Here is a 26,256-nt window from a genome sequence, read left to right as displayed (position 1 = left end):
GCATTGCGCGGCGTGCGTGGCATGATCGGCGCATGGCCGAGCCCAGCACGCCGCTTCCGGCGCACTCCGACGACGGACGATCGTTCACGATTCCGGATGCCTCGGGCACCCCGTTCATCGCCGGCACCCTGCTCGTCATCACGACCGACCGAGGTCGGCAGCTCGCCCTCGTCGAGGAGCGTGAGACAGGTGAGGCGAGCGGGCCCGAGGCCCTGCGCGGACGCCTCCTCGGCGTGATCGACGGCGAGCGTTTCGACGCACGCGGCAGCCACGGGTTCGCCGTCGGCGCCGTGGCAGCGGCCGACGCGGCCACGATCGACCTCGTGCACACGGCGCTCGGGGCGACCCTCGAGATCGGCGTGAACCTCAGCCCGCCGAGCAGGCCGGCACGACTGCTGTCGCATCGATTCAATCGGCACACCTTCTGGTGCGGCCAGAGCGGCTCGGGCAAGACCTACGCGCTCGGCGTGGTGCTCGAGCAGCTCATTGCGCACACGGCGCTGCCCGTCGTCGTGTTCGACCCCAACTCCGACTTCGTTCGGCTCGGCGAGCTGAACGCCGATGCGAGCGGGCCCACCGCCGAGCTGCTGGCGCAACGCGACATCCGGGTGCTCCGTCCGAACACGGCAGGTGCCGATCTGCTGCGCGCCCGGTTCACCGCGATGACGACCGAGGCGAAGGCGGCGGTGCTCCGCCTCGACCCGGTAGTCGACCGCGAGGAGTTCAACGCGGCCGTGCACCTCCGCGACACGCTCAGCGTGGTCGAACCGGGCGAGTTGCTGCCCGAATTGCTCGGCTCCGACGAACCGGCGCGTCGTGCGCTCGGCCTCCGTATCGAGAACATGGGCATCCTGACATGGGAGGTGTGGGCCGGCCACGACCGTGAAGCGACACTCGTCATCGATGAGCGAGCGGATGCCACGGTGCTCGACCTCGGCGGCTTCTCGACGCCCGACCAGCACCTCGTCGTCGCACTCTCGGTGCTCGACGAGCTGTGGGCCCGTCGAGAGGAGCGCCGACCGGTGCTGCTCGTGATCGACGAGGCTCACAACCTCTGCTCGCCCGAACTGAGCTCACCGCTCGCGGTCGCAGTACGCGAGCGCATAATCCAGATCGCCGCCGAAGGCCGGAAGTTCGGTCTGTGGCTGCTGCTCTCGACGCAGCGGCCATCGAAAGTGCACCCGGGCATCATCTCCCAGTGCGACAACCTCGCCCTCATGAAGATGAGTTCCCCCGTCGATCTCGATGGACTCGCGACGTACTTCGGGTACGCGCCCGAGGCTCTCATCGCGCGGTCGCCGTGGTTCCGGCAGGGCGAGGCGCTCTTCGCCGGCGGATTCGTGCCCGCGCCGACGTTGCTCGCGATGAACGCACGGCTCACGCCCGAGGGCGGCAGCGACGTCGGTGTGCCCCTGCGCTGACCACACCCCCGCCGGTCGAGTAGCGACGCACCCGCCGGTCGAGTAGTAGCGACGCAGGAGCGTATCGAGACCCGTCACGAGGTCTCGATACGGCGCTGGCGCGCCTACTCGACCGACGAACACTCCTACTCGACCGACGAAAAGGGACGGTGCTGGCGCGCCTACTCGAGCAGCGAGCGCGCCAGCACCCAGTCGTCTTCGACGCGACCGCCGACGACGAAGTGCTTGCGTCCGACCTTCGAGAAGCCGTGCCGCTCGTAAAACGCGATCGCCCGCGAATTCTCCTCGTTGACGCCGAGCCAGGCCGTAACGGCTCCGGTCGCCTTCGCCGCGTCGAGCGACGCGCGCATGAGCGCGGCGCCCGCGCCGGTGCCGTGCGACTCCGACAGCACGTAGACCTTGCTCACCTCGATCGCGGGCCGCGCCGTCACCGCGCGAGCGGCGTCGGCGTCGCCCGGTTCGCCGCCGACGAGCATCGTGTATCCGAGGAGACGGCCTGCATCGGGCTTCGCGACGACCAGCAGCACGCGCTCGGGGTCGGCGAGGTAGCGCTCGAAGTTGCGCACGGCGAAGTTCTCGGCGATGAAATCGGCGATCGCCTCGGCGGTGGTGTGGGGCGGGCACGCGAGCGGGAACGTCTCGGCAGCGAGCGACGAGAGCGCAGCTGCATCCGACATCGCTGCCGGTCGGATTCGCACGGCGGTCTCGTTCGGCAGGGTCACGATCATCGATTCTGGCAGACCAGTGCGGGCTGAGCATGTCGAAGCCTGCCCGGGAGGGACGGTTTCGACAAGCTCAACCCGCATTCCGTCTCAGAGGAAGCGCGCGTAGGCACCCACCGTGAGGAAGGTCGGGAACTCGGGCTCGAGTGCGACACTGCGGAACACCGAGATCGCGTCGTCGAACCGGTCGCCCTCGAAGCGCGGCAGCTCGGCGACCGCGGCCGCCATGAGGCGCACGATCGACGTCTGGTCGATGCGCGTGCCCTCGGCAGTGACCGTGTTCTCATTGAGCCATTGCCAGACCTGCGAGCGTGAGATCTCGGCCGTCGCGGCATCCTCCATGAGGTTGTCGATCGCCGCAGCGCCCGTGCCGCGCAGCCACGACTCGATGTAGCGGATCGCGATCGAGATGTTGCCCCGCACGCCGCCCTCGGTGACCTCGCCGCCGATCGACGGGATGTCGAGCAGCTCCGCCGCCGTCACGTGCACGTCGTCGCGGAGGCGCCCGACCTGGTTCGGCCGGTCGCCGAGCACGGCGTCGAACTCGGCACGAGCCGTGGGGATGAGGTCGGGGTGCGCCACCCAGGTGCCGTCGAAGCCGTCGCCGGCCTCGCGACGCTTGTCGGCCGTGACGGCGGCGAGCGCGCGCTCGGTGACCTCGGGGTCGCGGCGGTTCGGGATGAACGCGCTCATGCCGCCGATGGCGTGCGCCCCGCGCTTGTGGCACGTGGCGACGAGCAGCTCGGTGTACGCCCGCATGAACGGCACCGTCATCGTGATCGCCTTTCGGTCGGGCATGACCCAACGACGACCGCGCGAACGGAACGTCTTCACGATCGAGAAGATGTAGTCCCAGCGGCCGGCGTTCAGACCCGCGCAGTGGTCGCGCAGTTCATAGAGGATCTCGTCCATCTCGAACGCGGCCTGGATCGTCTCGATGAGCACCGTCGCGCGCACCGTGCCCCGCGGGATACCGAGCCGCGTCTGCGCGTAGACGAAGATGTCGTTCCAGAGCTTCGCCTCGCGGTGCGACTCGAGCTTCGGCAGGTAGAAGTACGGCCCGCGCCCCGCGGCGATGAGCGCGTGCGCGTTGTGGAAGAAGTAGAGCCCGAAGTCGACGAGCGAGCCCGAGGCGTGCATCGCGCGCCCCGCACGGTCGTGGAACTTCAGGTGCTTCTCGACGAGGTGCCAGCCGCGCGGGCGCATCACGATCGTCGGGGTCTCGGCGAGCGGGCGCTCGACGCGATACTGCTTGCCCTCGGCACTGGTGTACTCGAGGCGGCCACGCAGCACGTCGAAGAGGCTCAGCTGGCCCTCGATGACGTTCGGCCAGGTCGGGCTCGTCGCATCCTCCTGGTCGGCGAGCCAGACCTTCGCGCCCGAGTTCAGCGCATTGATCGCCATCTTGCGATCGGTCGGCCCGGTGATCTCCACGCGGCGGTCCTCGAGGCCGGGTCCGGCGCCGGCGACGCGCCAACTCTCGTCGTTCCTGATCCACTCCGTTTCCGGCAGGAACTTCGGATCCCGCCCGTTGGCGGCGTCGACCCGCGTCTGCAGGCGGGCGGCGAGCAGCTCGTGCCGGGTGCCTGCGAAGCGGTCGTGCAGCTCCGCCAGGAAGCGGAGCGCCTCGGGCGTGAGGATCTCCTCGTAGCGTTCGCCGAGCGGCGAGGTGATCTCGATGCGGGGTTCGACGGTCTGGAAGCTGCCTGTGGCGGGCTTGGGTTCGGGCAGCCGAGCGGATGCGGCATCCGCTCGCTCTCGCTCGAGGGTCATGCTGGGCGTCGTGTTCATGGTCATCTCCTCCGTTGCACTCTTTTCAGGAGAAATTCGCTCGGGAGCGGCGTTCGCGCCGAAAACTCCTGATAAGTGTGCGATTCTGACCCACTTGTCCTGAGAAAAGTGGGTTGGGGTGCGTCAGTGGTTGAACTGTTCTTCCTCGGTCGATCCGACGAGGGCGAGCGTTGCGCTGTTGGGGTTCAGCGCGGTGGCGATCTGGTCGAAGTAGCCGGTGCCGACCTCGCGCTGGTGGCGCGTCGCGGTGTACCCGTGCTTCTCAGAGGCGAATTCCGCCTCCTGGAGTTCGACGTAGGCGCTCATGTGCCGCTCGTTGTAATCCTTGGCGAGCGTGAACATGGAGTGGTTGAGGGCGTGGAAGCCCGCGAGGGTGATGAACTGGAACGCGTAACCCATCGAGGCGAGCTCGCGTTGGAACTTCGCGATCTGGTCGTCGTCGAGGTGACTCTTCCAGTTGAACGAGGGCGAGCAGTTGTAGCTCAGGCGCTTGCCCGGGAACTTCGCGTGCACGGCCTCGGCGAAGCGCCGCGCGAGGTCGAGGTCGGGCTCGGCCGACTCGACCCAGAGCAGGTCGGCGTACTCGGCATAGGCGAGGCCGCGGGCGATGACCGGCTCGATGCCGTTCTGCACCTCGTAGAAGCCCTCGGCGGTGCGCTCGCCCGTGACGAAGGGTCGGTCGCGCTCATCGTGGTCGCTCGTGAGCAGGGTCGCAGCGAGCGCGTCGGTGCGGGCGATGATGATCGACGGCACGCCGGTGACATCCGCCGCCAGGCGTGCGGCGTTGATCGTGCGGATGTGCTGCGACGTGGGCACGAGCACCTTGCCGCCCATGTGGCCGCACTTCTTCTCGCTCGCGAGCTGGTCCTCCCAGTGCACACCTGCGGCGCCGGCCTCGATCATCTGGTGCATGAGCTCGTAAGCATTGAGCGGGCCGCCGAAGCCTGCCTCGGCGTCAGCGACGATGGGGGCCATCCAGTCCTTGCTGGTTGAGCCTGTCGAAACCGAGCCAGTCGAAACCGAGCCTGTCGAAACCGAGCCTGTCGAAACCGAGCCCCCTTCGACAGGCTCAGGGCGCGATTCGATCTGCCCGGCGCGAAGGAGCGCGTTGTTGATGCGGCGCACGACCGCGGGTACCGAGTTCGCAGGGTAGAGCGACTGGTCGGGGTAGGTCTGGCCGCTGAGGTTCGCATCGGCCGCGACCTGCCAGCCGCTCAGGTAGATCGCCTTGAGCCCGGCGCGCACCTGCTGCACGGCCTGATTGCCCGTGAGGGCGCCGAGCGCGGCCGACCACTGCGGTTCCTCCTGGCGCTCGAACGCCGTACCCGTGTTCTGCTGAATGTCGTCCCACAAGCGCTCGGCGCCGCGCTTGGCGAGGGTGCGCTCCTCCCGAACCGGACCGCGCAGGGCGACGACGTCGTCGGCCGTGTAGTCGCGGCTGACGCCTTCCCAACGCGAGTCGGCATCCCACTCGAGCTGCAGTTCGGCAGCGGTCTGGGTCTGGTCGCCGGGGCGGTTCGTGGTGCTCATGGTGTCCTCCGAGTGGTGCTGAGCGGATGCTTCGGTGTCCCGTCCGACGTCTGCCTCGACGTCGTTCGGGGTCTGTGGCATCCACTCTGCGCCCGCTCGGTACCTGCTCACCCACGATCCCGTGGGTGAACTTTCCCACTCTTTCTGCGTGACGGAACAAGCGCGCCGCACGACCCCAGGCCGAGCGAATACTCCAGAAGCGCGTTCTTTCCGTTGAGAAGCGTGAGCAATCGACCGATTCGCGCGCCAGTTGCATGCGAGTCGGAGAAGAATCGCGATTCTTCCGTTTGCGGCATCCGTTCGCCCGTGTGACCATCGAAGCATGGTCATCGCGGATCGCACGGGCTCGGCGGCACTCACCGCCGCACTCGCTGCGCCCGCCGCCGTCGGCGAGACCGCCGATTTGGCCACCGAGGAGGTCGACGCGCTCACCCTCGGCCGCCGCATCCGCGAGCGTCGCACCGCCCGCGGCATGACCCTCGGCGAGCTCGCCGCCGCGATCGGCCGAGCGCCGAGCCAGGTCTCCGCAATCGAGAACGGCAAGCGCGAGCCCCGGCTCTCGATGCTGCGCACGATCGCACTGGCGCTCGGGACATCCGTCGACGAACTGCTCCGAACGGATGCCCCCTCTGCCCGTGCCGCCCTCGAGATCGCCGTCGAACGCGCTCAGCGCGGGCCGGTGTTCGCCGCCCTCGGCTTGCCCGCCTTCCGTGTCGCGAAGGGCATGAACGACCAGACCCTGCAGACGATCCTGAGCCTCGCCAACGAGATCGACCGGCTGCACCGCGAACGCGCGGCGACGCCCGAAGAGGCGCGACGCGCCAACGCCCAGCTGCGCGCCGAGATGCGCGCCCGCGACAACTTCTACCCCGAGCTCGAGGCGAAAGCCGCCGAGCTGCTCGAAGCCGTCGGCCACACCGGCGGCCCGGTCTCCCACCAGCTCGTCGCCGACATGGCGAGCCATCTCGGCTACTCCCTGCACTACGTGGGCGACCTGCCGCACTCGACCCGATCGGTGACCGACAAGCGCAACGGACGCATCTACCTGCCGACGCAGCAGTCACCGTCGCGCGACTCGCGTTCACCCATCCTGCAGGCGCTCGCGAGCCACCTGCTCGGCCACGAGGAGCCCGGCGGCTACGCCGACTTCCTCCGCCAGCGCATCGAGACCAACTACCTGACGGCGGCGATACTGCTGCCCGAGCAGGCTGCCGTTCGCTTCCTCGCCGAGGCGAAGAACCTGCGCCGAATCTCGATGGAGGAGCTGCGCGACCACTTCGCCGTCTCGTACGAGACCGCCGCGCACCGGTTCACGAACCTCGCGACGGCGCGGCTCGGTATCCCCGTGCACTTCATCAAGGTGCACGAGTCGGGAACGATCATCAAGGCGTACGAGAACGACCGCGTGCGCTTCCCGTCCGACGCGCTCGGTGCGATCGAGGGCACGACGATGTGCCGCAATTGGACGGCCCGCACGGTGTTCGACGTCGAAGACCGCTTCAGCCCCTGGTACCAGTACACCGACACCCCGTCGGGCACGTTCTGGTGCACCTCGCGCATCGAGAAGGCGAAGGAGGGCGAGTACTCGGTGTCGGTCGGCGTGCCGTTCGAGCATGTGAAGTGGTTCCGCGGGCGCGAGACACCGCATCGTGCGGTGTCGCGCTGCCCCGACCCCGCATGCTGCCAGGCGCCGTCCAGCCTCGCCGATCGGTGGGCGGATGCCTCGTGGCCCGCCGCCCGCACACCGACCTCGCTGCTCGCCGCGCTGCCGACGGGCACCTTCCCGGGCGTCGACCAGACCGAGGTCTACCAGTTCCTCGAGGCACACGCCCCGCACTGACCCGCCCGCCCCGCCACACTCGCCGCACTCGCTCTGCAGCTCCCGCGACGCTTTGCGCCTCCCACGACCATTCGGAAACCCCCGCATACCGGCAAAACGTCGCATGAACGGGCGGGCAGGGGCAGGGGCGGGCAGAGGGCAGGGGGCAGAGGGCAGAGGGCAGAGGGCAGAGGCACCCTGTCCGGGAGCGAGCGGATGTCGCGACAGCACGCTCTGGTGCTCGGTGCACGCCCCGCGGGAAGATGAGACCATCACAACCGCATCGGAGTGATCCCCGTGGGAACGACCGTCTTCGAACGACGCCGGCCACCGGCATCCGTCGTCACTCATTCGCTCGAGCACACCGCGCGGTCGGTGTTCTGGCTCGACGACCTGCCCGCCGGCGCCGTGGGTGGCCGGCCGAAGCTCGCGGGCCACCATGTCGCCGATCTCGTCATCGTCGGCGGCGGCTACGCCGGTCTCTGGAGCGCGGTGCTCGCCAAGCGCCGCAACCCGAGGACCCGCATCGTGCTCGTCGAGGCGAAGACGATCGGCTGGGCGGCCTCCGGTCGCAACGGCGGCTTCTGCGAGGCGAGCCTCACCCACGGGCGCGAGAACGGCATGGCGCGGTGGCCGAAGGAGATGGCGACGCTCGACCGGCTCGGCATGGCGAACCTCGACGCGATCGAGGCCGCCGAGGCGGAGTACGGCATGGACTTCCACTTCGAACGCACCGGCGAGCTCGCGCCGGCGATCGAGGAGCACCAGGTCGCGTGGCTGCGCGACTGGCACGCCGAGGCCGTCGAGCGCGGTGAGGAGGGCGTCATCTTCCTCGATGAACGCGAGGTGCAGGCATCCGTCGCCTCACCGATCTTCCTTGCGGGCGTCTGGGAGCAACGCACGAGCGGCATGCTGCACCCTGCGCGCCTCGCCGCCGAGCTCGCACGCGTCGCCGAGGAGCTCGGTGTCGAGATCTTCGAGCACTCCCCCGTCAAACGCCTCGAGACGCCGGGCTCGACCGGGGCCGTCTCCGCCATCACCGATGCCGGGCGAGTCGATGCGAGGCAGGCGGTGCTCGCGACGAACGTGTTCCCGTCGCTCCTGAAGCGCAATCGCCTGATGACAGTGCCGGTCTACGACTTCGTGCTCATGACCGAGCCACTCACGAAGCAGCAGCTCGCCGAAATCGGCTGGAAGGACCGCCAGGGCATCGGCGATCTCGCCAACCAGTTCCACTACTCCCGCCTCACGAAAGACAACCGCATCTTGTTCGGCGGCTACGACGCGATCTACCACTACGGCCGCAAGGTGCGCGCGCAGTACGAGAACCGGCCCGAGTCCTGGCGGAAGCTCGCAAGCCACTTCTTCACGACCTTCCCGCAGCTCGATGGTCTGCAGTTCAGCCACAAGTGGGCCGGCGCGATCGACACGAGCACGCAGTTCACGGCATTCTTCGGCACCGCACGGGACGACCGCGTCGCCTACGCGGCAGGCTTCACGGGGCTCGGCGTCGGGTCGACTCGGTTCGCGGCCGAGGTCATGCTCGACCTGCTCGAGGGTCGTGAGAACGAGCGCACCTCGCTCGAGATGGTGCGCAAGCGCCCGCTGCCCTTCCCGCCCGAGCCTGCCGCGTCAATCGGCATCAACGCGACCCGATGGTCGCTCGATCGAGCCGACCACGACGGCGGCCGGCGCAACCTGTTGCTGAAGACCCTCGACGCGCTCGGACTCGGGTTCGACTCGTGAGCACGGCAGAGCGGGCGACACCCTGCGTCTCATCGCCGGCATCACGGATGCGGGTCAGCCGCAGAACTCCTTGGGCACGCCCGCGACATCTTGCACGCCGATGAGAACGACGACGCCGTCTTCGACGAGGAAGTCGAGGTACCCGTTCGCATCATCGCCGACGGCGTAGCCGAACGAGTCTGCCCCAGTCTGGTTCACCGGCTGGAGATCGGGGTAGGCGGTGGTGAGCTCGTCCATCGTCGACCCGACCACGATGCCGGCCTCCGTCGACGGAGACGCCGGGATGACGCCCGCTTCATCAGCCCGTCCGTTGACCCACACCGATGTGATCTCCTCGCCGCCCTCCGGGTGGGTCAGGAGCATGGAGGCCGCACCCTCGGTGGTGAGCCCCGCCACCCATGCACACCACTCCGACACCTCGAACGACGGCAAGCCGGCGATGACCTCTTTGTATGGGGCGCCACGTTCGATCGGACCGATGCCCGCGGTGGTGATGACCCACGTGGTCACGTCGGCGGGATCGACCGCGGCCGGCGTGGTCTCGGACGGCGTGGGTGTGGGTGGCACCGAGGACGTGGCCGTCGTCGGCTCACTGGCGACCGCCTCGCCGGGCGACGCGCACCCCGCGAGACCGAGCACGGCGAGAGCTGCCGTGCCGAAGACTACGGCCATCGAGGCGAGTGGACGGATCCGTGACATGGGTTCTCCTTGTGTCGAGCGCCTGCGGGGGAACCGCCTGGCCTCAGCGTATTGGCCGGTTCACCGGTTTGACAGGAGTCCTGATATCACTTCCATAACTCCCGTGGCATCCGGCTTCAGGCCACCGCCGCGTCGATGGAGGAGGCCGCCGGCCCCGGGGGGTCGATGCGGAACGTCACGGTGAACCGGTCGAGGAGCTCGGGATCGCCCACGAACCCGCTCGGCGCGGCGGACTCACCGGCGAGCAGCGCGCGCAGCAGCCCGGGTTCGAGTTCCAGTTCGAGCACCGCCTGCGGTATCGGTTCGAGCGCCGAGCGCCGGCGCGGCTGCGGCAGCGCGCCCGCGCCGACCGGCACCACGTCGAGGCTCGGGCCGACCACGATCGCGGAGACCGAGGTGGCCGCCACGTGCAGCACGTACTCGGTCGGCGGCAGCGTCGCCGCGGCATCCGGCCGGAATGCCGCTCGCAGCGAGACCGCGAGTGCATCAGCGCTGACCGCCTCTTCGGCGCCGGGCTCACCGAGCACCGCCCACCCCCAGCGCTCGAGCGCGACGACGACGGGCTCGAGCCCGCGACCAAGCGCCGTGAGCTCGTACCCGCCGCGCACTGTCGGCACCCGCCGCACGACCCCCGACTCCTGCAGCTCTTTCAGCCGGTCGCTGAGGATGTTCGTCGGGATGCGGGGCAGCCCGGCCTTCAGGTCGCCGTAACGGCGCGGGCCGACGAGCAGGTCGCGGACGATGAGCAGTGCCCACCGATCCCCGACCCGCTCGAGCGCCCGTGCTGCGCCGCTGTACTGGCCGAAGCCGCGTGCGGCGCGTGTTGCCATGGAACTCGCCCGGTCAGGCCGACGCCGAAGGCGCCGGAGCTCCCTGCTCGGCCAAGTATGCCTCGGGGCCCTTGTCTGCGGCCGCCGGGTCCATGTAGAGGAACTCGAGGATGTTGCCGTCGGGGTCTTCGAGGTCGCGCGAGTACATGAAGCCGTAGTCCTGCGCCTCGCGCGGCTCGTTGCCGCCGGCGGCGAGACCCCTGCCGAGCACTGCGTCGACGTCGTCGCGCGACTCGCGACCGAGCGCGATGAGGGCCTGGGCGTGCGTCTTCGGGTCGATGATCTGCTTGTCGGTGAAGGTGCCGAGGTACTCACGGGTGAGCACCATGAAGTAGATGTTCTCGCCGAGCACGACGCACGCCGCGTTCTCGTCGGTGAACATGGGGTTGATGCTGAACCCGAGCGCCTCGTAGAACGCCTTCGAGCGCTCGAGGTCGGTGGTGGGCAGGTTCACGAAGATGTTGGTTGCGGTCATGATCTCCTCCGGACGATCGTCATTGGTCTGCGGGATGCTGCATGCCCAGCTTGCTCTTTGCAAGTGCACTTGTCAATAGCAAGTAACACTCTGCTAGTCGAGTAGTCGCGCCAGCGCCGGATCTCCTCCGTCGCGACTCGACGAACGATTCAGGGCACGACGCTGCGCCGCACGAGCAGCGCGAGGTGCAGCGCCGTCAGCGTCTCCCCATCGTCGAGATCGACGCCGAGCAAGTCACCGATGAGCGCGAGCCGCTGATAGAACACTGAACGCGACAGGTGCGAAGCGGATGCCGCGGCGGTGCGATTGCCCGGATGCGCGAGCATCGCAGCGAGCACGTCGAGCAGGTCGCCGTTGCGGGCGAGGTCGTAGTCGATGAGCGGCTCGAGCATGCGCTCGCCGTGCTCGAGGAGTCGGTGGTCGTCGCGGAGCGAGGTCACGAGTCTCATCAGCGGACGATCGTCGGAGCGGCGCAATACCGGGCCACGCGAGGCGCGAGGCGCCACGCCCCGCGCCACGTCGATCGCCTCCTGAACCGAGCCGAGCAACGCGTCGAGCGAGCCCGCCTCGGATCCGATCGACAGCACGAGCAGCTCGGTCGCCGCGGAATCGCCTTCGACGAGCGCTCGAGCGAAGGCCCGCGCCGACGCGTCGTCGAAGTCACGCGTGATCGGCAGTGAGAGGAGCACGATCGTGGCGGGTGCTGCGAGCGCGCCGTCGGGAGCTGCGCCGGCGATCGCGCGGCCGCCGAGATCGCGAGCCGCGGCATCCGCTGCTGCCGCTGCCACCGCGACCCCTGTCACCACGACGGCGAAGAGCCGCATGCGGTCGAGCGGCAGGCCGGCCGCCTCGACGCGGGCGGATGCGGCCGACAGGCCGGCGAACCTGCCGGCGAGGAGCCCGTCGAGGAGTCGCTGCCGGCCGAGACGAGTCCACTCGTCGGCGTCGCCGTCGGCGAGGCGTCCGAGGGCGAGAGCGATGGCGCCCTGCTCGAGCACACTCGTGCGCCCTGCCGGATGCGTCGGGCCCGGCAGTGCGATGAGGTGACCCCACCGGATGCCTCGCGCCTCGACCGGCACGATGAGCCACTCGTCGACCGAAGCCCCGAGGTCATGCCGCCGCCCCGAGCGCTGCCGATGCGCGAGCCGCGACCGCGCCTCCCACCCGGAGAAGAGATCCGCCTCCGCGGCCAGCGGCACCTCAGCGGCCACGACCTCGTGCGCAAGGTTCTCGAGCACGACCGCAGCGCCGAGCGTCTGCGCCAATTGCTGCACGATGAAGTCGGTCGGCGAGCCGCGCAGCGCGAGTGCGGTGAATCGCTCGCGCACCTCGTCGCGGGCACGCAGCGCCGCGGTCTGCTCCGAGATGATCCGGCTGTGCACCGCCTCGGTGAGGGTGACGAATTTCACCTCTCGGTGCAGGGCGACGAGGGCCAGCCCATGCTCGCGCGCTGCCGACTCGACGACCGCGGGCACGTGCTGGTAATGCGCCCCGAGTTCGAGCACGATGCCCGACAGCCCGGCACCCGCGAGCCCGCCGATGAACCCCGCGAGCTCTGCCGGCTCCGTCGGCCACCCCGATCCCGTCGAGAGCAGCAGCTCCCCGCCATCGAGCAGTCGGGCGACGCCAGGGCTGTCGGAAACGTGCGCCCAGCGCACGTGGGCGTCGAGCGCCTCGGCACTCGAGAGCACCTCGGGACGGCCCTGCGCGACCGCGGGGATCGCGAGGATCTCGCGGACGGTCGGCAGACCGTCGTCGGCCGTCTCGACCTCCGGACGATTCGTCCGGATCACCTCATCTTCGCGACGGTCTGCCAACGGCATCGCCCTTCCTCCTCTGTCAGGCTGGGAGCACCAGCCTAGGTGCTACCCAGTCAATCTGTATGGTCGGCACCGAATGGCGACACGATTCGCGCGGCACTGCTCCGCGACATCCGCTGCCGCCGCCTTCGAAGGAGTACACGCATGCCCTTGGTTCAGCACTTCATCGACGGTCGCGAGACAGCTGTCGCCGAACGCACCGGCCCGATATTCAACCCGGCGACCGGCGCGAGGCAGCACGAGGTCGCGTTCGCGTCCGCCGCCGAGGTCGAGCAGGCGATCGCCATCGCGAAGGCCGCACTGCCAGGGTGGCGCGCGACGGGGCTGGTGAAGCGCGCCGACGTGTTCTTCCGCTTGCGGCAGCTGCTGAAGGAGCGCACGCCCGAGCTCGCGGCCATCGTCACGAGCGAGCACGGCAAGGTGCTCTCCGACGCCGCGGGCGAGATCTCGCGCGGCATCGAGAACGTCGAGTTCGCCGCGGGACTCGTGCACCTCTTGAAGGGCGAGCACTCAGAGCAGGTTGCGCGCGGCGTCGACGTGCACTCGACGAAGCAGCCGGTCGGGGTCGTCGGCGCGATCACGCCGTTCAACTTCCCGGTCATGGTGCCGCTCTGGATGATCGCCTCGGCGATCGCGTGCGGCAACACCGTCGTGCTGAAGCCGTCGGAGAAGGATCCGAGCGCCTCGGTGTTCCTCGCGAAGCTCTTCCAAGAGGCCGGGCTGCCCGACGGCGTGCTGAACGTCGTGCACGGCGACAAGGTCGCGGTCGACGCGATCCTCGACTCCCCCGACGTGCGGGCGGTCTCGTTCGTCGGCTCGACGCCGATCGCCCGCTCCATCTACGAGCGGGCCGCGAAGCAGGGCAAGCGCGTGCAGGCCCTCGGCGGCGCGAAGAACCACATGGTCGTCATGCCCGACGCCGACCTCGAGGGCGCGGCCGATGCCGCGATCTCGGCCGCCTACGGTTCGGCCGGCGAACGTTGCATGGCCGTCTCTGTGCTCGTCGCCGTCGGCGACGTCGCCGACGACCTCGTCGAAGCGGTGCGCTCGCGCATGGGCGCGCTGCAGATCGGCGACGGTACGGATGCCGCGAGCGAGATGGGTCCGCTCATCACCCGCGAGCACCGTGACAAGGTCGCCTCCTACGTCACGGGTGCCGCTGCCGAAGGCGCGACCGTCGTCGTCGACGGCACCGCCGCGCAGTTCGACGGTGACGGGTTCTTCGTGGGCGTCAGCCTCGTCGACCACGTCAAGCCCGGCATGAAGGTCTACGAAGACGAGATCTTCGGCCCCGTGCTCTCGGTCGTTCGCGTCGAGAACTACGACGAGGCCGTCGCGCTCATCCACGCCAATCGCTACGCCAACGGCGTCGCCGTCTATACCCGCGACGGCGGCACCGCGCGACAGTTCGAGATCGACATCGAGGTCGGCATGGTCGGCGTGAACGTGCCGATCCCGGTGCCGATCGGCGCCTACTCGTTCGGCGGGTGGAAGGACTCGCTCTTCGGCGACTCGCACATCTACGGCCCCGAGTCGGTGCACTTCTACACCCGCACGAAGGTCGTGACGAGCCGTTGGCCCGAGCCGAGCGAATCGCAGATCAACCTCGGCTTCCCCTCGAACCACTGACCCCTCTCGCAGGTTGAGGAGCGCGCCAGCGCCGTCTCGAACCCACTTCCCGGCAACGGGGTTTCGGTGGCTCCTCCGTCGCTCCTCAACCCGCGAATGCCGGGTCTCGATACGCGTCCTCCTTCGCCGGGCGCTACTCGACCAGCGATACGGGACATCCCTGAGGGCGCGCGGCTGGCTGCGGAGTAGCATGGCGGCATTCACGGGAACTCCGTGTCGGCGGAGCCTCCCAGATCCCGAGGGAAGCGCTCATGGATGACCGACTCACTTCCGATCGCGTCGCGAACGTGCAGGCCGCGACGCCGTTCCAATTGCTCTACGAGTTCTACCGGCTCTCGGGCTACGAACGACGACGACATGAACCCGGCGTGCTCGACTTCACGTTCGGCGACCCGCACGAACCGGCGTCGACGGCCTACGTCGAGATCCTGCGCGACGCGCTGATCCCGCAGCACGAACTGTGGTTCGCCTACAACTTCGGCGATGCGACGGCGATCGCGGCTGCGACCGAATCCCTACGACGTCACGTCGGCATCCCGTTCGAGACCGACGACGTGCACCTCACGACCGGTGGGTTCGCGGCGATCTCGACCGCGCTGAAGCTCGTCGGCGATGCGGGCGACGAGGTCGTCTACAGCCTGCCGCCGTGGTTCCTCTACGAGGGACTCGTCCGCGAGGCCGGCCTCGTGCCGGTGAAGGTGTCGATCGATCGCGAGACCTTCGACCTCGATCTCGACGCGATCGCGGCCGCCATAACCCCGCGCACGCGCATCGTCATCGTCAACAGCCCCAACAACCCCACCGGCCGCATCTATCCGGTCGAGACGCTCGAACGGCTCGCCACCTTGCTCGACGAGGCCTCCGAACGGAACGGCCGGCGCATCTTCCTCATCTCCGATGAGGCCTACAACCGCATCGTCTTCGACGGCGCGCAATTCAGGAGTCCGGTCGAGTTCTACCCGTGGAGCTTCCTCGCGTACAGCTACGGGAAGACGCTGCTCTCGCCGGGCGAGCGCATCGGCTACCTCGCCGTATCGCCCGCGATGCCCGACCGCGAACCACTCCGCGACGCGATCGAGGCGATCCAGATCACCGGCGGATGGCTCTTCCCCAACGCCTCGATGCAGTACGCGCTACCCCGCCTCGAGACGCTGGAGTTCGACATCCAGGGATTCCAGCGCAAGCGCGACGTCATGGTCGCGGCGCTGCGGGAGATCGGATACGACATCACCGTGCCGGAGGGCACCTTCTACCTGTTCCCGACCTCGCCGATCGCCGACGACGCCGCATTCGCCGCCTCGCTCGACCGGGAAGGTGTGCTCGTGCTGCCCGGGCGGATGTTCGAGACACCCGGATTCTTCCGCATCTGCCTGACCGCCACGATGGAGACGATCGAGGCGAGCCTGCCGCGCTTCGCGGCCGCGTTCCGCGCGAGCGGCTCGCCGTCCGCGCAGTGAGCGGGCGGCCCGATTCCGAGTGACCGGCATGCGCCACTCCGGGTAGGCGCGCCGAGCGGTCGGCTAGCCTGAACCCATGGAATCACGGGGAGCGCCGGGCGGCATGGCCCGGCGAACCTTCCTCGCCGCCTCGCTTTCGGGACTCGCGACACTCACCCTCGCGAGCTGCACCTGGCCCGAACCCAAACCGAGCCCCGTGCCCACGGCACCGCCCACGACCGCCGCACCGCCCGCCCCGACGAACGGCGTTCCGCTGCCAACTGCGATGCGCCGTTCACGTTGGGGAGCCGATCCGTTCGCCCGTGGCGCGTTCAGCTTCGATGCGGTGGGAAGCACGCCCGAATTACGGCGCGCGCTCGGCGAGCCGGTCTCCGGTCGACTCGTCATCGCCGGCGAGGCGACCGACCCCGACGCGCCAGGCACCCTCGAGGGCGCGCGGGCGTCGGGCATCCGAGCCGCCGCCGACGTCGCACGACTCGGCGAAGCCGGCGAGCGCGTCGCCGTGATCGGTGCCGGCATCGCGGGGCTCACTGCGGCCCGTGAACTCGTCGACGCCGGGTTCGAGGTCGTCGTCATCGAGGCGCGCGACCGGCTGGGCGGCCGCGCCCACTCCGTGGACGCCGCGGGGTTCGACGCACCGGTCGAACTCGGCAGCCTGTTCGCGGGCGACGACGACGGTCTGCTCGACGCACTGCACGAGGCATCCGTCGACACCCGACAGTTCGTGCCGGTCGTGGCGGCCGCCACTCCCGCGGGCGTTCGCGTGCCCATCCCCGCGACCGGAGCCGACGCGATCGCCACCGCGCAGCAGTGGGCGAGCAGCCAGCTGCACGATGTCTCGCTCGCGACCGCTCTCGCGGGTTCGGGCGCAGCGCCGCTGTCGGCGGAACCGGGCGCCGACGGCGTGAGCCCGGCCGACTGGCTCGCGCATTCGATCAACAGCGGTGTCAAGCCGTCGACGGGCGCCGCCGCCGCAGTCGTCTCGGCCGGCCAGTACGACTCGCGTCGCCTCGAGCAGCTCGGCAATCTCATCACCGGGCGTCTCTCCGACTACGTCGACGAGCTCGCGGAGCCGCTCGACATCGCCGTGTCGAGCGTGGTCACTCGCATCGCCTACAACGACAGCCGGGTGAGCCTGCGCCTCGACTCCGGAGAGTCGCTCAACGTCGATCGGGCGATCGTCACGGTGCCGCTGGGCGTGCTGAAGACCGACACCGTGCGCTTCAGCCCGGCGCTGCCGCTCATGCATCAGCGCGCGATCTCCCTGCTCGGCATGGGCGTCGTCGACACGGTCTGGCTGCGCTTCGAACAGGCATTCTGGCGAGCGGATGCCGCGGACCAGCCCGAGGATCCCGAAGCTGAGCCCGCCGCCGATGTACTCACGATCGTCGGCGAGTCGCCCGCGGTCGCGGCTTGGATCGACGCCGGACTCGACTCCGGCGAACCCATCCTCATCGGCATCATCGCTGCAGAGCAGGCGACTCGGCTCGAGGCGCTCGACGATTCGGAGTTCCAGGCCGAGGTGCTCGACGACCTCGTGCCCTACGCCACAGCCACCGGTTGACGGCCACGAGCGCGGCCGTCAGTGTGACGAAGATCACGACGATGAGCACGCAGTAGAGCGCGACTCCCACGGGCCCGCCTACCTGCACTTCGTCGAGGAAGAAGTACGGGTACCAGCCGGTGTCGGCGCCGCGGAACAACGTGTACACGAGCCAGATCGTCGGGAAGACGAGCACCCAGCCTGCAGTCGCCCACGGCACGCGAGGGTTCACTGCGAGCACACTGTCAGTCGTCCACGCGATGACGGCGAGCGCGGGAACGACGAAATGCAGCACGGTGTCCGACCACGGCACCTCCATGCGGTAGTCGCGCGTCGACGCATGCGCGACGATGATCGCGAAGACGATGCCCGAGACGAGCACGTACACGGTCACCATGGTGCGGAGCACGCCGAGCCACGCCGGGTCGCGCGGAGCCGACAGTGCGAACACCCCGGCGAGGGCGAGGGTCACGACCGCAGCGAAGGCCGACTGCACCGTGAAGTAGCTGAAGAAGTTCGCCGTCGCGAACAGGCGGAAGCCGAGCACGTACTGGAAGTTGCCGACGAGTGCCGCGATCTCGAGCGCCGCGATCGTCAGCCGGAAGACGCCGAGCATCCGACGCATCCGCCGCGCCCGCACCCCATTGTCAGCGCGGATGCGTGGCGAGCGGGGCATGCTTCAACGCTAGCCGCCCCCCGTCGCTCGCTGAGCTTGTCGAACCGGAGGCGGGAGCTCGCATCGACTGGCTCAGCGAGCGGATGGTGCTCAGTCGAGCGGCCGCAGAATACGGTCGAGGAACTTGCGTGTGCGCTCGTGCGTCGGGTCGGTGAAGATCCGCCCGGGCGCGCCGCGTTCCACGACGACACCTCCGTCCATGAACAGCACCTCGTCGGCGGCCTGCCGCGCGAAGCTCAGCTCGTGGGTGACGACGACCATCGTCCAGCCCTCGTCGGCGAGCTCCTTGATGACCTGCAGCACCTCGCCCACGAGTTCGGGGTCGAGTGCGCTCGTCGGTTCGTCGAAGAGCAGCAGCTGCGGCTTCAGGGCGAGCGCCCGCACGATGCCCACGCGCTGCTGCTGCCCGCCCGAGAGCTCGAACGGATAGGCGTCGCGCTTCTCGGCGAGCCCGACCCGGTCGAGCAGGGCGGATGCTTCGGCGATCGCACGCGCCTTCGGCACTCGTTGCACGCGCACCGGTCCCTCGATGACGTTCTCGATGACCGTCATGTGCGGAAAAAGGTTGTGCTGCTGGAACACCATCGCCGAGCGATCGCGCAGAGCGAAGCGCTGGGCCTTCGAGATCGGCTTCGCGAAGTCGAGCTCCGGCCCGCCGGTGAAGTCGATCGTGCCGCCGTCGGGCGTCTCCAGCCCGTTCAGCGTGCGCAGCACAGTGGTCTTGCCCGAGCCGCTCGGACCGATGAGCACGACGACCTCGCCGCGGCGCACCTCGAGGTCGATGGAGCGGAGCACCTCGTTGTCGCCGAACGACTTGCGGATGCCCCGTGCCGAGAGCAGCACCGAGTCGTCGGGAGCGGCCAGCGGGGCGAGCGGGTCGCCGCCCGAGGCATCCGGCCGCTTCATGTCGCCGGGGTCACTGTTCGACATGTCACGTCGCGACATAGCGGTCCAACCTCTTCTCGAGCATGCCCTGCCCGCTCGCGAGCACGATGCAGATGAGCCAGTAGATGAGCGCAGCTTCGAGGTAGAGCAGCATGAACTCCTGGCTGAACGCCGCGATCTCCTGCGACACCCGGAACAGCTCGGTCACGAGGATGAGCGAGGCGAGCGAGGTGTCCTTCACGAGCGAGATGAAGGTGTTCGAGAGCGGCGGCACCGAAACCCTCGCCGCCTGCGGCAGGATGAGCCGGCGAAGCGTCATGCCGTTCGACATGCCGATCGTGTACCCGGCCTCCCATTGCCCCTTCGGCACCGAGAGGATCGCGGCACGGATCACCTCGGCACCGTACCCGCCGACGTTGAGCGAGAAGGCGATGATCGCGCTCGGCCACGGGTCGATGACGAGCCCGAGCGACGGCAGCCCGTAGAAGATCACGAAGAGCTGCACGAGCAGCGGCGTGCCCCGGATCACCGAGATGTAGAACCGGGCGATGCCCGAAACCACCCGGCTCTTCGAGAGCCGCATGAGCGCCACCCCGAGTGCGAGCACGAGACCGATCGCGAACGAGGCGAGGGCGAGCGGGATAGTGCCGCTCACGGCGCCCCACACGAGGGGCCAGAAGGAATCGAGGAACAGCTGCCAGCCGCTCATCGCCTCACCGCCTTTCCGGCTCAGCTGGCCGATGTTTCCGTTCACGCACGGTGTTCCCGCCGGAGCGGAGACATCCGGCGCGTACGGAAACGTCGGCAGGTGCCGAAAGACTACTCGGAGACGTCGGCGCCGAAGTACTTCTCGCCGAGTTCGGCGAGCACGCCCTCGGCGCGGAGCTCGGCGAGCGCCTCGTCGACCGCGGCGACGAGGTCTTCCTTGTCCTTCGTGAACGCGAGTGCGCTGAGTGACGGGTCGTCGGTCTCGGCGGCGATCTCGATGCCCGAGGTGCGGTTGGTGTTCACGTCGTCGAGGTAGGTGAGCTTGTCGTTGATGGTCGCGTCGACCCGGCCCTGCTTGAGGAGCGCCACGGCCTGTGCCCAGCCCTCGACGGCCTCGACGTTCGCGCCCGACTCCTGGGCGAGCTCGTACCAGTTGCTCGTGAGCGACTGGGCGGTCGTCTTGCCGGCGAGGTCGGCGAAGCTCGAGATCGAGGTGTCGCCCTCCTTGACGACGATGACGCCCGGCGAGACGGTGTACGGCTCGCTGAAGAGGTACTGCTCCTCGCGTTCGGGGTTGATCGACACCTGGTTCGCGATGACGTCGAACCGGCCAGCGTCGAGGCCCGCGAAGATCGCGTCCCACTGGGTCTCCTGGAACTCGACTTCGAGGCCGAGCTTGTCGGCGACCGCCTCGGCGAGCTCGACGTCGTAGCCCACGAGGTCGCCGGAGCCGTCTTCGTGGAAGCTGAACGGACGGTAGGTGCCCTCGGTCGCGACGGTGAGCGTTCCGGCCTTCACGAGTCCGAACTCGTTGTCGGTCGCAGCGTCGCTCGATGCCGGCGCACCACTCGAGCAGGCGGCAAGGGCGACGACGGCGACGGATGCCGCTGCGAGACCGAGCAGGGTGCGAACGCGGGGTGCGCGAGACATGTGGGGCTCCGTTCGTTGGGAGTGCTGTGCCCGCACCGTGGTGGCGTGCGCGGGGGTCGAGTTCGGGTCGAGTCCATCACGGCCTCGACAGTGACGGAAACGGCGTTACCTCCGGTTTCATTCCGATGCACGCGGATCCGAATGGGTTCGATCGCATTCCGCTCGCGGCATACCGTGCGAAGCCCACCTCCCGCAAGCCCTTCCTCGTGCGCTCACCCACGGATACGCTGGCCGCGGCGATGGAGTCCTCTCCGTCGTCGCGGTGCCTACCCACACCAACCGGAAGGACCCTTCACCCGTGATCACCCTGTCATGGCTCCTCCTCATCGCGCTCGTCGGCGGCGTGCTCGCCCTCATCGACGGCATCAGACGTCTCCGCGGGCGCGGCGGCTCGGTCGTCGGCATCATCGAGATCATCGTCGCCGCACTGTTCGTGCTGTCACTGTTCCTGCCGGGAATCCCGTTCGGGTCTCTCGTGCTGGGCATCGCCACGCTCGTCGTGCTCGTGGTCGCACTCATCGCCCGCGGCCGAACGGGCCTGACGCTCACGGTCGCCGCGATCGTGCTCGTCGCAGTCTGGCTCATCCTCGTGAACCGTTGGCTCGTCATCCCCGGCATCAACTGAATGCCCGGCGCGGAGGGGCGGCCCCTCGGGGCCGCCCCTCCGTGTCGACGACGGCCGATGTGACATTCGTCCTCCCGATCTCGGGACGACGGCACCTGTCGGCGCCTGGGGCGACATCCGTAGCGTCGATGACATGAACAATTCGACTGCAGAGACCACGACGGCCACGATTCCGGATGCCGCGGCGCCGCATCGCCCGACACCGCACCGCCGAGGCATCCGTGCGTTGATGCTCGTGGCTGCGGCCCTGGCGGGACTCGCCGTCTGGGTAGTGAGTGTGCCACTCCTCGGCATCGACCTCGCCGTCGGAGCCGGGCCCGCCGCGCAGACGATCGCCCCGATCCCGATCGTGCTCGCTTCGATTTTCGCGGGCGCCATCGCGTGGGGACTGCTCGCGCTCCTCGAGCGGCTCTTCCGCCGGGGGCGCCTCGCGTGGCTGGTCATAGGCTGGGTCGTGCTGGCCCTGTCGCTGGCCGGGCCGTTCTCGATGGGGGCGGCGGGCGCAACCCTGGTGAGTCTGGTCGCGATGCACCTCGCGGTCGGGGTGACGCTGATCCTCGGACTCACCACGTGGAGCGACCGTCGTGTCACGAACTGATCGGGTGGATTCCATGCAGGTCGACGAACGAAACGAACTCTGCAACGAGTTCGACCCGTTGCTCTCCCGAATCGCGCGCCGGCCGGGGCCCTGGTTCGCGCTCGTGTGGGCGCCGTTGCTCCTCCTCGGGCCCGTGGTCGACGCCATCGGCACGGCCGACCCCGTGCGCGTCGCCGCCCTCGCCGTCCTGGCGGCGGTGTTCGCGATCACCGCGTGCCTGCCGTTCCAGAGCATCGGCCGTCCCCGGTGGCGATCCGAAGCCGTGTTCGTGCTCTTCATGGCGCTGGTGACGGCATACGTCTACATCTGGCACACCGATCAGGAGTTCCTCTTCCCGCTCATCGCGATCGCGGCGGCCGTCGCCGTGCGCCGCCGTTGGGCGCTCAGCGTCGTGGGAGCTGCGGCGATCAGCGGCGCCATCGCAACGGGCATCGAGCGTGAATCCCTCGACGCGGCGCTCTTCCTCGGCTTCTCCACGTACATCGCTGGAGCGGCGACCTTCATCGTGCAGTACCTCGTGGAGGTCGTCGCCGAACTCCGACGCACACAGGAGCGGCTCGCGAACACCGCGGTCACCGAGGAACGCCTGCGCTTCTCCCGCGACCTTCACGACCTGCTCGGCCACACGCTCTCGGTCATCGTCGTGAAGGCAGAGGCGATCCGGCGAGTCATCGACACGCAACCCGACGCCGCCCGGGCCCACGCGGCAGACGTCGAGACGATCGGCCGCCGCGCCCTCGCCGATGTGAGAGACGCCGTCACGGGATATCGCGCGGTACGGCTCGGCGAAGAACTCGACGCGGCGCGCGCGGCACTCGCAGCGGCCGGCATCGAGTTGGAGGTCGCAGTTCCGCCCGATGGGCTCGCTGCGCAGGCCGACGCCGTCCTCGGCTGGGTGGTGCGGGAGGGTGCGACGAATGTGCTGCGCCACTCCGGAGCACGACGATGCCGCATCGTGGTCACCGCGGAACGCGGCGTCGCACGCATCGAGATCACCGACGACGGGCGCGGCGGGGGCGGCGCACCGGAAGGCGGCGGACTCACCGGCCTACGGGAACGGCTTCAGGCGTTCGACGGAGAGCTCTCGGCGGGCACGACCTCCGACGGCTTCCGCCTGACCGCGATGATCACCGACGCGGCGATGGCAGGGAGGCGACGATGAGCGAAGCCACGACCATCCTGATCGCGGAGGACCAGGGCATGATGCGCTCGGCCCTGGCCAGCCTCCTCGAACTCGAGCCGGACATGACGGTCGTCGCCGAAGTCGCCCGCGGTGATGAGATCATGGCTGCCGCGCGTCGCACGATGCCGGATGTGGCACTCCTCGACATCGAACTGCCCGGGCGGAGCGGTCTCGACGTCATCCCCGAGCTGCGGGCGGCGGTGCCCGAGTGCGTCATCGTGATCGTGACGACGTTCGGCAGGCCCGGGTACCTGCAACGGGCGATGCAGGCAGGCGCGCGCGCATTTCTGATGAAGGACGATCCCGTCGAACAGCTCGCCGCAGCCATCCGGCGCGTCAGGGCCGGTGAGGTCGTGGTCGACCCGAAGCTGGCGACCCAGGCCCTCAGCATCAGCCCGAATCCGCTGAGCGATCGCGAACGCGAGGTGCTCGGGTCATCCGTCGACGGCGCCACCATCGCCGACATCGCGGGCGAGGTCAATCTCTCGCCGAGCACGGTGCGCAACTACCTGTCGTCGGCGATCGGCAAGACAGCGACCCGCAACCGATCGGAGGCGCTCAGCGTCGCCCGCGACAACGGATGGCTCTGACCCGTCGAGCTTGCACACACGTCAGAACGCGCTCAACCCCGTGAGCTCGCGCCCGAGGATCAGCTGGTGGATCTCGTCGGTGCCCTCGTAGGTGCGCACCGATTCGAGGTTGGCCGCATGACGCATGACGGGCCACGCATTCGTGATGCCGTCGCCCGCGAGGATCGCACGCGCCTCGTGCGCGATCGTGAGCGCCTCGCGCACGCTGTTGAGCTTGCCGACGGAGATCTGTGCGGGCGTGAGCGTGCCGCGCTCTTTCAGACGGCCGAGGTGCAGCGCGAGGAGGATGCCCTTCTCGACTTCGAGGAACATGTCGGCGAGTTTCGCCTGGATGAGCTGGTTCGCGCCGATCGGCTTGCCGAACACTTCACGCGACGTCGAGCGTTCGATCGCCGCCTCGAGGCAAGAGCGGGCAGCGCCCATGGCGCCCCACACGATGCCGTAGCGCGCTTCGTTCAGGCAGCCGAACGGACCCGAGAGCCCCTTCGCACCCGGCAGGATCGCGTCGTCGCCGACCCGCACGCCGTCGAGGTCGATGTCGCACTGCACCGAGGCGCGCATCGAGAGCTTGCCGTCGATCGGCGTCGCCGTGAAGCCCGGGGTCGAGGTCGGCACGAGGAACCCGCGCACGCTGCTCCCTGAGCCCGGGCCCCCTTGAGCTTGTCGAAGGGTCGATGGGCGCCCTTCGACAAGCTCAGGGAGCGGGCCAGGCCCCGGGAGCGAAGCCCGCTCAGGGAGCGAGCCCTCGTCGACCTTCGCCCATACGACGGCGACGTCGGCGAACGAGGCGAGGCCGATCCAGCGCTTCGCGCCGTCGATCACCCACCCGTCGCCGTCGCGGCGGGCGGTCGTCGTCATGCCGGCGGGGTCGGAGCCGCCCTGCGGCTCTGTGAGCGCGAAGCATCCGACGAGGTCGCCCGCTGCCATGCCCGGCAGCCACCGCTGCTTCTGCTCCTCCGAGCCGTACTTGTGAATGGCGCTCATCGCGAGCGAGCCCTGCACCGACACGAACGTGCGCCAGCCCGAGTCGGCGGCCTCGAGCTCGAGGCACACGAGCCCGTATGAGACGGCGCCCGCGCCGGCGCATCCGTAGCCCTGCAGGTGCATGCCGAGGAAGCCCAGGTCGCCGAGCTCCTTCACGAACTCGCGGCGGAAGTGCTTGGCCTCGAAGTCCTCCTCGATGACCGGGAGGATGCGCTCCTGCGCGAACGCGCGCGCCTTCAGCTGCCACTCGCGCTCCTCGGCGCTCAGCAGAGCATCGAGGTCGAACACGGCGTCGATCGTGGGGGCGGAGGTCACAGGTGCGGTCCTTTCGAAGGGGTCGGATGCCAGTCGGCGCCCGCATGCTCGTCGAGCGCGGGCGGCGGTATGCGGTAGACGGCGGGGCTCGCCGAGAGGCCGATCGGGTTCGCGATCGTGCGACTGACCTGTTCCCTGAGCTTGTCGAAGGGAGCTCCGGGAATCGCTTCGACCGGCTCAGCGAGCGACACGGTGATCTCGGCCACGGGATCGAGGCCGAGCGATTCGCCGAACGCGATCGCCTCGGCGACGTCGTTCACGAGGCCCGCGGGCACGCCGGCTCCGTTCAGCACTTCGACCCAGTGCGCAGCGGATGCCGCGGCGAGCCGCTCCTCGATGAGCGCCGTGAGCTCGGCGTGATGGGCGACGCGATCGCTGTTGCTCCCGAATCGCGGGTCGTCGGCCAACGCTGGTCGAGTGGCGCCTGACGAAGGAGGACGCGTATCGAGACCCCCTGACGACGACTCGAGCACCGCGGCGAGCGCGCGGAACTGCTTGTCGTTGCCGACCGCGATGACGAGTTCGCGGTCGGCCGCGTGGAACACCGCGTAGGGCGCGATGCTCGGGTGTGCGTTGCCGAGGCGTCGCGGCGGCGTGCCCGTCGCGAGCGTCGATGCCGCTTGGTTCGTGAGCGCCGAGAGCAGGCCCTGCATGAGGTTCACCTCGACGAGCTGACCAATGCCCGTGCGGTCCCGCTCGCGCAGCGCGAGCAGGATGCCTGCCACCGCGTTCTGCCCGGTGAGCACGTCGACGAGGGCGACGCCTGCCTTCGCGGGTTCACCGTCGGGTGCACCGGTGATCGACATGAGCCCGCCGACGGCCTGCACGAGCAGGTCGTACCCGGCGAGCGCAGCGCCCTCCCCCGTGCCGAAGCCAGTGATCGAGCAGTAGACGACACCGGGGTTCGCCTCGCGCAACGCCCCGTAGGCGAGCCCGAAGCGATCCATGACGCCGGGCCGGAAGTTCTCGATGACGACATCGGCGGATGCCGCGAGCCGACGTGCCTCGGCGAGCCCCGCGTCATCCGTGAGGTCGAGCGCGACCGAGCGCTTGTTGCGGTTGACGCTGCCGAAGTAGGTGGCCTGCCCGTTGGCGTCGACGGGCGGCCGCCAGTGCCGGGTGTCATCACCTGTGGGCGACTCGATCTTCACGACGTCGGCGCCGAAGTCGGCGAGCATCATCGTGGCGTAGGGCCCGGCGAGCACCCGCGAGAAGTCGGCGACCCGCACACCGGAGAGCACGCCCGCAGGTCTGGTCGGCGCATCGATCGGCGCATCGAT

23 protein-coding genes are annotated in these 26,256 nt (G+C 69.1%); 10 read left to right on the top strand and 13 right to left on the bottom strand.

The window, feature by feature from the left end; all coding sequences use genetic code 11:
- The first annotated feature begins 32 nt into the window (after positions 1-32).
- The gene (locus AC1C2T_RS06765; protein ID WP_495384704.1) at positions 33-1,421 is read left to right on the top strand and encodes an ATP-binding protein; all 1,389 of its coding nucleotides are present in this window, start codon (positions 33-35) and stop codon (positions 1,419-1,421) included.
- Between the two features lie 161 nt (positions 1,422-1,582).
- Here AC1C2T_RS06765 and AC1C2T_RS06760 read toward each other — a convergent pair whose 3' ends face one another.
- From AC1C2T_RS06760 to aceA, 3 genes are all read right to left on the bottom strand, one after another.
- Positions 1,583-2,143 carry a GNAT family N-acetyltransferase gene (locus AC1C2T_RS06760; protein ID WP_495361022.1) on the bottom strand — a complete coding sequence of 187 codons (561 nt, stop codon included), beginning with the start codon at positions 2,141-2,143 and terminating at the stop codon, positions 1,583-1,585.
- A 90-nt stretch (positions 2,144-2,233) separates the two neighbouring features.
- Complete coding sequence (gene aceB / locus AC1C2T_RS06755; protein WP_495384703.1) at positions 2,234-3,934, bottom strand: malate synthase A; 1,701 nt, start codon at positions 3,932-3,934, stop codon at positions 2,234-2,236.
- Positions 3,935-4,057: 123 nt separating this feature from the next.
- Complete coding sequence (gene aceA / locus AC1C2T_RS06750) at positions 4,058-5,464, bottom strand: isocitrate lyase (RefSeq protein WP_495384702.1); 1,407 nt, start codon at positions 5,462-5,464, stop codon at positions 4,058-4,060.
- A 322-nt stretch (positions 5,465-5,786) separates the two neighbouring features.
- On the opposite strand from aceA, the gene AC1C2T_RS06745 reads away from it, so the two are divergent.
- The gene (locus AC1C2T_RS06745; protein WP_495384701.1) at positions 5,787-7,304 is read left to right on the top strand and encodes a helix-turn-helix domain-containing protein; all 1,518 of its coding nucleotides are present in this window, start codon (positions 5,787-5,789) and stop codon (positions 7,302-7,304) included.
- Positions 7,305-7,580: 276 nt separating this feature from the next.
- Positions 7,581-9,029, top strand: coding sequence for an NAD(P)/FAD-dependent oxidoreductase (locus AC1C2T_RS06740; protein ID WP_495384700.1), 1,449 nt, complete (start codon positions 7,581-7,583; stop codon positions 9,027-9,029).
- Positions 9,030-9,083: 54 nt separating this feature from the next.
- On the opposite strand, the gene AC1C2T_RS06735 is transcribed toward AC1C2T_RS06740, so the two are convergent.
- From AC1C2T_RS06735 to AC1C2T_RS06720, 4 genes are all read right to left on the bottom strand, one after another.
- Entirely contained in the window at positions 9,084-9,728 is a 645-nt protein-coding gene (locus AC1C2T_RS06735; protein ID WP_495361027.1) for a hypothetical protein, read from the bottom strand.
- Positions 9,729-9,844: 116 nt separating this feature from the next.
- Complete coding sequence (locus AC1C2T_RS06730) at positions 9,845-10,558, bottom strand: winged helix-turn-helix transcriptional regulator (RefSeq protein WP_495361028.1); 714 nt, start codon at positions 10,556-10,558, stop codon at positions 9,845-9,847.
- 13 nt (positions 10,559-10,571) lie between these two features.
- Complete coding sequence (locus AC1C2T_RS06725) at positions 10,572-11,033, bottom strand: VOC family protein (RefSeq protein ID WP_495384699.1); 462 nt, start codon at positions 11,031-11,033, stop codon at positions 10,572-10,574.
- Positions 11,034-11,182: 149 nt separating this feature from the next.
- The gene (locus AC1C2T_RS06720) at positions 11,183-12,856 is read right to left on the bottom strand and encodes a PucR family transcriptional regulator (protein ID WP_495384698.1); all 1,674 of its coding nucleotides are present in this window, start codon (positions 12,854-12,856) and stop codon (positions 11,183-11,185) included.
- 141 nt (positions 12,857-12,997) lie between these two features.
- Here AC1C2T_RS06720 and AC1C2T_RS06715 point away from each other — a divergent pair, with 141 nt between their 5' ends.
- From AC1C2T_RS06715 to AC1C2T_RS06705, 3 genes are all read left to right on the top strand, one after another.
- The gene (locus AC1C2T_RS06715) at positions 12,998-14,482 is read left to right on the top strand and encodes a CoA-acylating methylmalonate-semialdehyde dehydrogenase (protein WP_495384697.1); all 1,485 of its coding nucleotides are present in this window, start codon (positions 12,998-13,000) and stop codon (positions 14,480-14,482) included.
- A 251-nt stretch (positions 14,483-14,733) separates the two neighbouring features.
- Complete coding sequence (locus AC1C2T_RS06710) at positions 14,734-15,939, top strand: aminotransferase class I/II-fold pyridoxal phosphate-dependent enzyme (RefSeq protein ID WP_495384696.1); 1,206 nt, start codon at positions 14,734-14,736, stop codon at positions 15,937-15,939.
- 76 nt (positions 15,940-16,015) lie between these two features.
- Positions 16,016-17,503 carry a flavin monoamine oxidase family protein gene (locus AC1C2T_RS06705; protein WP_495384695.1) on the top strand — a complete coding sequence of 496 codons (1,488 nt, stop codon included), beginning with the start codon at positions 16,016-16,018 and terminating at the stop codon, positions 17,501-17,503.
- Here the strand turns inward: AC1C2T_RS06705 and AC1C2T_RS06700 are convergent.
- From AC1C2T_RS06700 to AC1C2T_RS06685, 4 genes are all read right to left on the bottom strand, one after another.
- Positions 17,400-18,158, bottom strand: a complete 759-nt coding sequence (locus AC1C2T_RS06700; protein WP_495384694.1) for a Pr6Pr family membrane protein — start codon at positions 18,156-18,158, stop codon at positions 17,400-17,402. The genes AC1C2T_RS06705 and AC1C2T_RS06700 overlap by 104 nt on opposite strands.
- Before the next feature lie 90 nt (positions 18,159-18,248).
- The gene (locus tag AC1C2T_RS06695) at positions 18,249-19,088 is read right to left on the bottom strand and encodes an amino acid ABC transporter ATP-binding protein (protein ID WP_495384693.1); all 840 of its coding nucleotides are present in this window, start codon (positions 19,086-19,088) and stop codon (positions 18,249-18,251) included.
- Between the two features lies 1 nt (position 19,089).
- Positions 19,090-19,752, bottom strand: coding sequence for an amino acid ABC transporter permease (locus AC1C2T_RS06690; RefSeq protein WP_495361036.1), 663 nt, complete (start codon positions 19,750-19,752; stop codon positions 19,090-19,092).
- Between the two features lie 110 nt (positions 19,753-19,862).
- The gene (locus tag AC1C2T_RS06685; RefSeq protein WP_495361037.1) at positions 19,863-20,681 is read right to left on the bottom strand and encodes an amino acid ABC transporter substrate-binding protein; all 819 of its coding nucleotides are present in this window, start codon (positions 20,679-20,681) and stop codon (positions 19,863-19,865) included.
- 298 nt (positions 20,682-20,979) lie between these two features.
- Between AC1C2T_RS06685 and AC1C2T_RS06680 the strand changes: the two genes are divergently transcribed.
- The 4 genes from AC1C2T_RS06680 to AC1C2T_RS06665 all read left to right on the top strand — a co-directional run bounded on the left by AC1C2T_RS06680 (position 20,980) and on the right by AC1C2T_RS06665 (position 23,677).
- Positions 20,980-21,306 carry a hypothetical protein gene (locus tag AC1C2T_RS06680; RefSeq protein WP_495361038.1) on the top strand — a complete coding sequence of 109 codons (327 nt, stop codon included), beginning with the start codon at positions 20,980-20,982 and terminating at the stop codon, positions 21,304-21,306.
- Between the two features lie 133 nt (positions 21,307-21,439).
- Entirely contained in the window at positions 21,440-21,904 is a 465-nt protein-coding gene (locus AC1C2T_RS06675) for a DUF6069 family protein (protein WP_495384692.1), read from the top strand.
- The gene (locus AC1C2T_RS06670) at positions 21,891-23,066 is read left to right on the top strand and encodes a sensor histidine kinase (protein WP_495384691.1); all 1,176 of its coding nucleotides are present in this window, start codon (positions 21,891-21,893) and stop codon (positions 23,064-23,066) included. The genes AC1C2T_RS06675 and AC1C2T_RS06670 overlap by 14 nt, the downstream gene beginning before the upstream one ends.
- Positions 23,063-23,677 (top strand): response regulator, encoded by a 615-nt coding sequence (locus AC1C2T_RS06665; RefSeq protein ID WP_495384690.1) that lies wholly within the window; start codon positions 23,063-23,065, stop codon positions 23,675-23,677. Before AC1C2T_RS06670 ends, AC1C2T_RS06665 begins: the two co-directional genes overlap by 4 nt.
- Positions 23,678-23,698: 21 nt before the next feature.
- Here AC1C2T_RS06665 and AC1C2T_RS06660 read toward each other — a convergent pair whose 3' ends face one another.
- Together AC1C2T_RS06660 and AC1C2T_RS06655 are read right to left on the bottom strand one after the other, a co-directional pair.
- Positions 23,699-24,976 carry an acyl-CoA dehydrogenase family protein gene (locus AC1C2T_RS06660; RefSeq protein WP_495384689.1) on the bottom strand — a complete coding sequence of 426 codons (1,278 nt, stop codon included), beginning with the start codon at positions 24,974-24,976 and terminating at the stop codon, positions 23,699-23,701.
- Entirely contained in the window at positions 24,973-26,217 is a 1,245-nt protein-coding gene (locus tag AC1C2T_RS06655) for a CaiB/BaiF CoA transferase family protein (protein WP_495385401.1), read from the bottom strand. Before AC1C2T_RS06655 ends, AC1C2T_RS06660 begins: the two co-directional genes overlap by 4 nt.
- Between the last annotated feature and the right edge of the window lie 39 nt (positions 26,218-26,256).

The sequence above is a fragment of the Agromyces sp. Y558 genome, from assembly GCF_059445415.1.
Note: the sequence above shows the minus strand (reverse complement) of the source record. Positions and strands in the feature narration are given on the sequence as shown.

Bases quoted from the DNA above. Each gene is read 5' to 3' on its own strand.
- AC1C2T_RS06705 (WP_495384695.1), top strand. From the start codon at position 16,016: ATGGAATCACGGGGAGCGCCGGGCGGCATGGCCCGGCGAACCTTCCTC.
- AC1C2T_RS06735 (WP_495361027.1), bottom strand. From the start codon at position 9,728: ATGTCACGGATCCGTCCACTCGCCTCGATGGCCGTAGTCTTCGGCACG.
- AC1C2T_RS06730 (WP_495361028.1), bottom strand. From the start codon at position 10,558: ATGGCAACACGCGCCGCACGCGGCTTCGGCCAGTACAGCGGCGCAGCA.
- AC1C2T_RS06685 (WP_495361037.1), bottom strand. From the start codon at position 20,681: ATGTCTCGCGCACCCCGCGTTCGCACCCTGCTCGGTCTCGCAGCGGCA.
- AC1C2T_RS06720 (WP_495384698.1), bottom strand. From the start codon at position 12,856: ATGCCGTTGGCAGACCGTCGCGAAGATGAGGTGATCCGGACGAATCGT.
- AC1C2T_RS06725 (WP_495384699.1), bottom strand. From the start codon at position 11,033: ATGACCGCAACCAACATCTTCGTGAACCTGCCCACCACCGACCTCGAG.
- AC1C2T_RS06745 (WP_495384701.1), top strand. From the start codon at position 5,787: ATGGTCATCGCGGATCGCACGGGCTCGGCGGCACTCACCGCCGCACTC.
- AC1C2T_RS06710 (WP_495384696.1), top strand. From the start codon at position 14,734: ATGGATGACCGACTCACTTCCGATCGCGTCGCGAACGTGCAGGCCGCG.
- AC1C2T_RS06765 (WP_495384704.1), top strand. From the start codon at position 33: ATGGCCGAGCCCAGCACGCCGCTTCCGGCGCACTCCGACGACGGACGA.
- aceA (WP_495384702.1), bottom strand. From the start codon at position 5,464: ATGAGCACCACGAACCGCCCCGGCGACCAGACCCAGACCGCTGCCGAA.
- AC1C2T_RS06715 (WP_495384697.1), top strand. From the start codon at position 12,998: ATGCCCTTGGTTCAGCACTTCATCGACGGTCGCGAGACAGCTGTCGCC.
- AC1C2T_RS06675 (WP_495384692.1), top strand. From the start codon at position 21,440: ATGAACAATTCGACTGCAGAGACCACGACGGCCACGATTCCGGATGCC.
- aceB (WP_495384703.1), bottom strand. From the start codon at position 3,934: ATGAACACGACGCCCAGCATGACCCTCGAGCGAGAGCGAGCGGATGCC.
- AC1C2T_RS06690 (WP_495361036.1), bottom strand. From the start codon at position 19,752: ATGAGCGGCTGGCAGCTGTTCCTCGATTCCTTCTGGCCCCTCGTGTGG.
- AC1C2T_RS06665 (WP_495384690.1), top strand. From the start codon at position 23,063: ATGAGCGAAGCCACGACCATCCTGATCGCGGAGGACCAGGGCATGATG.
- AC1C2T_RS06695 (WP_495384693.1), bottom strand. From the start codon at position 19,088: ATGTCGAACAGTGACCCCGGCGACATGAAGCGGCCGGATGCCTCGGGC.
- AC1C2T_RS06700 (WP_495384694.1), bottom strand. From the start codon at position 18,158: ATGCCCCGCTCGCCACGCATCCGCGCTGACAATGGGGTGCGGGCGCGG.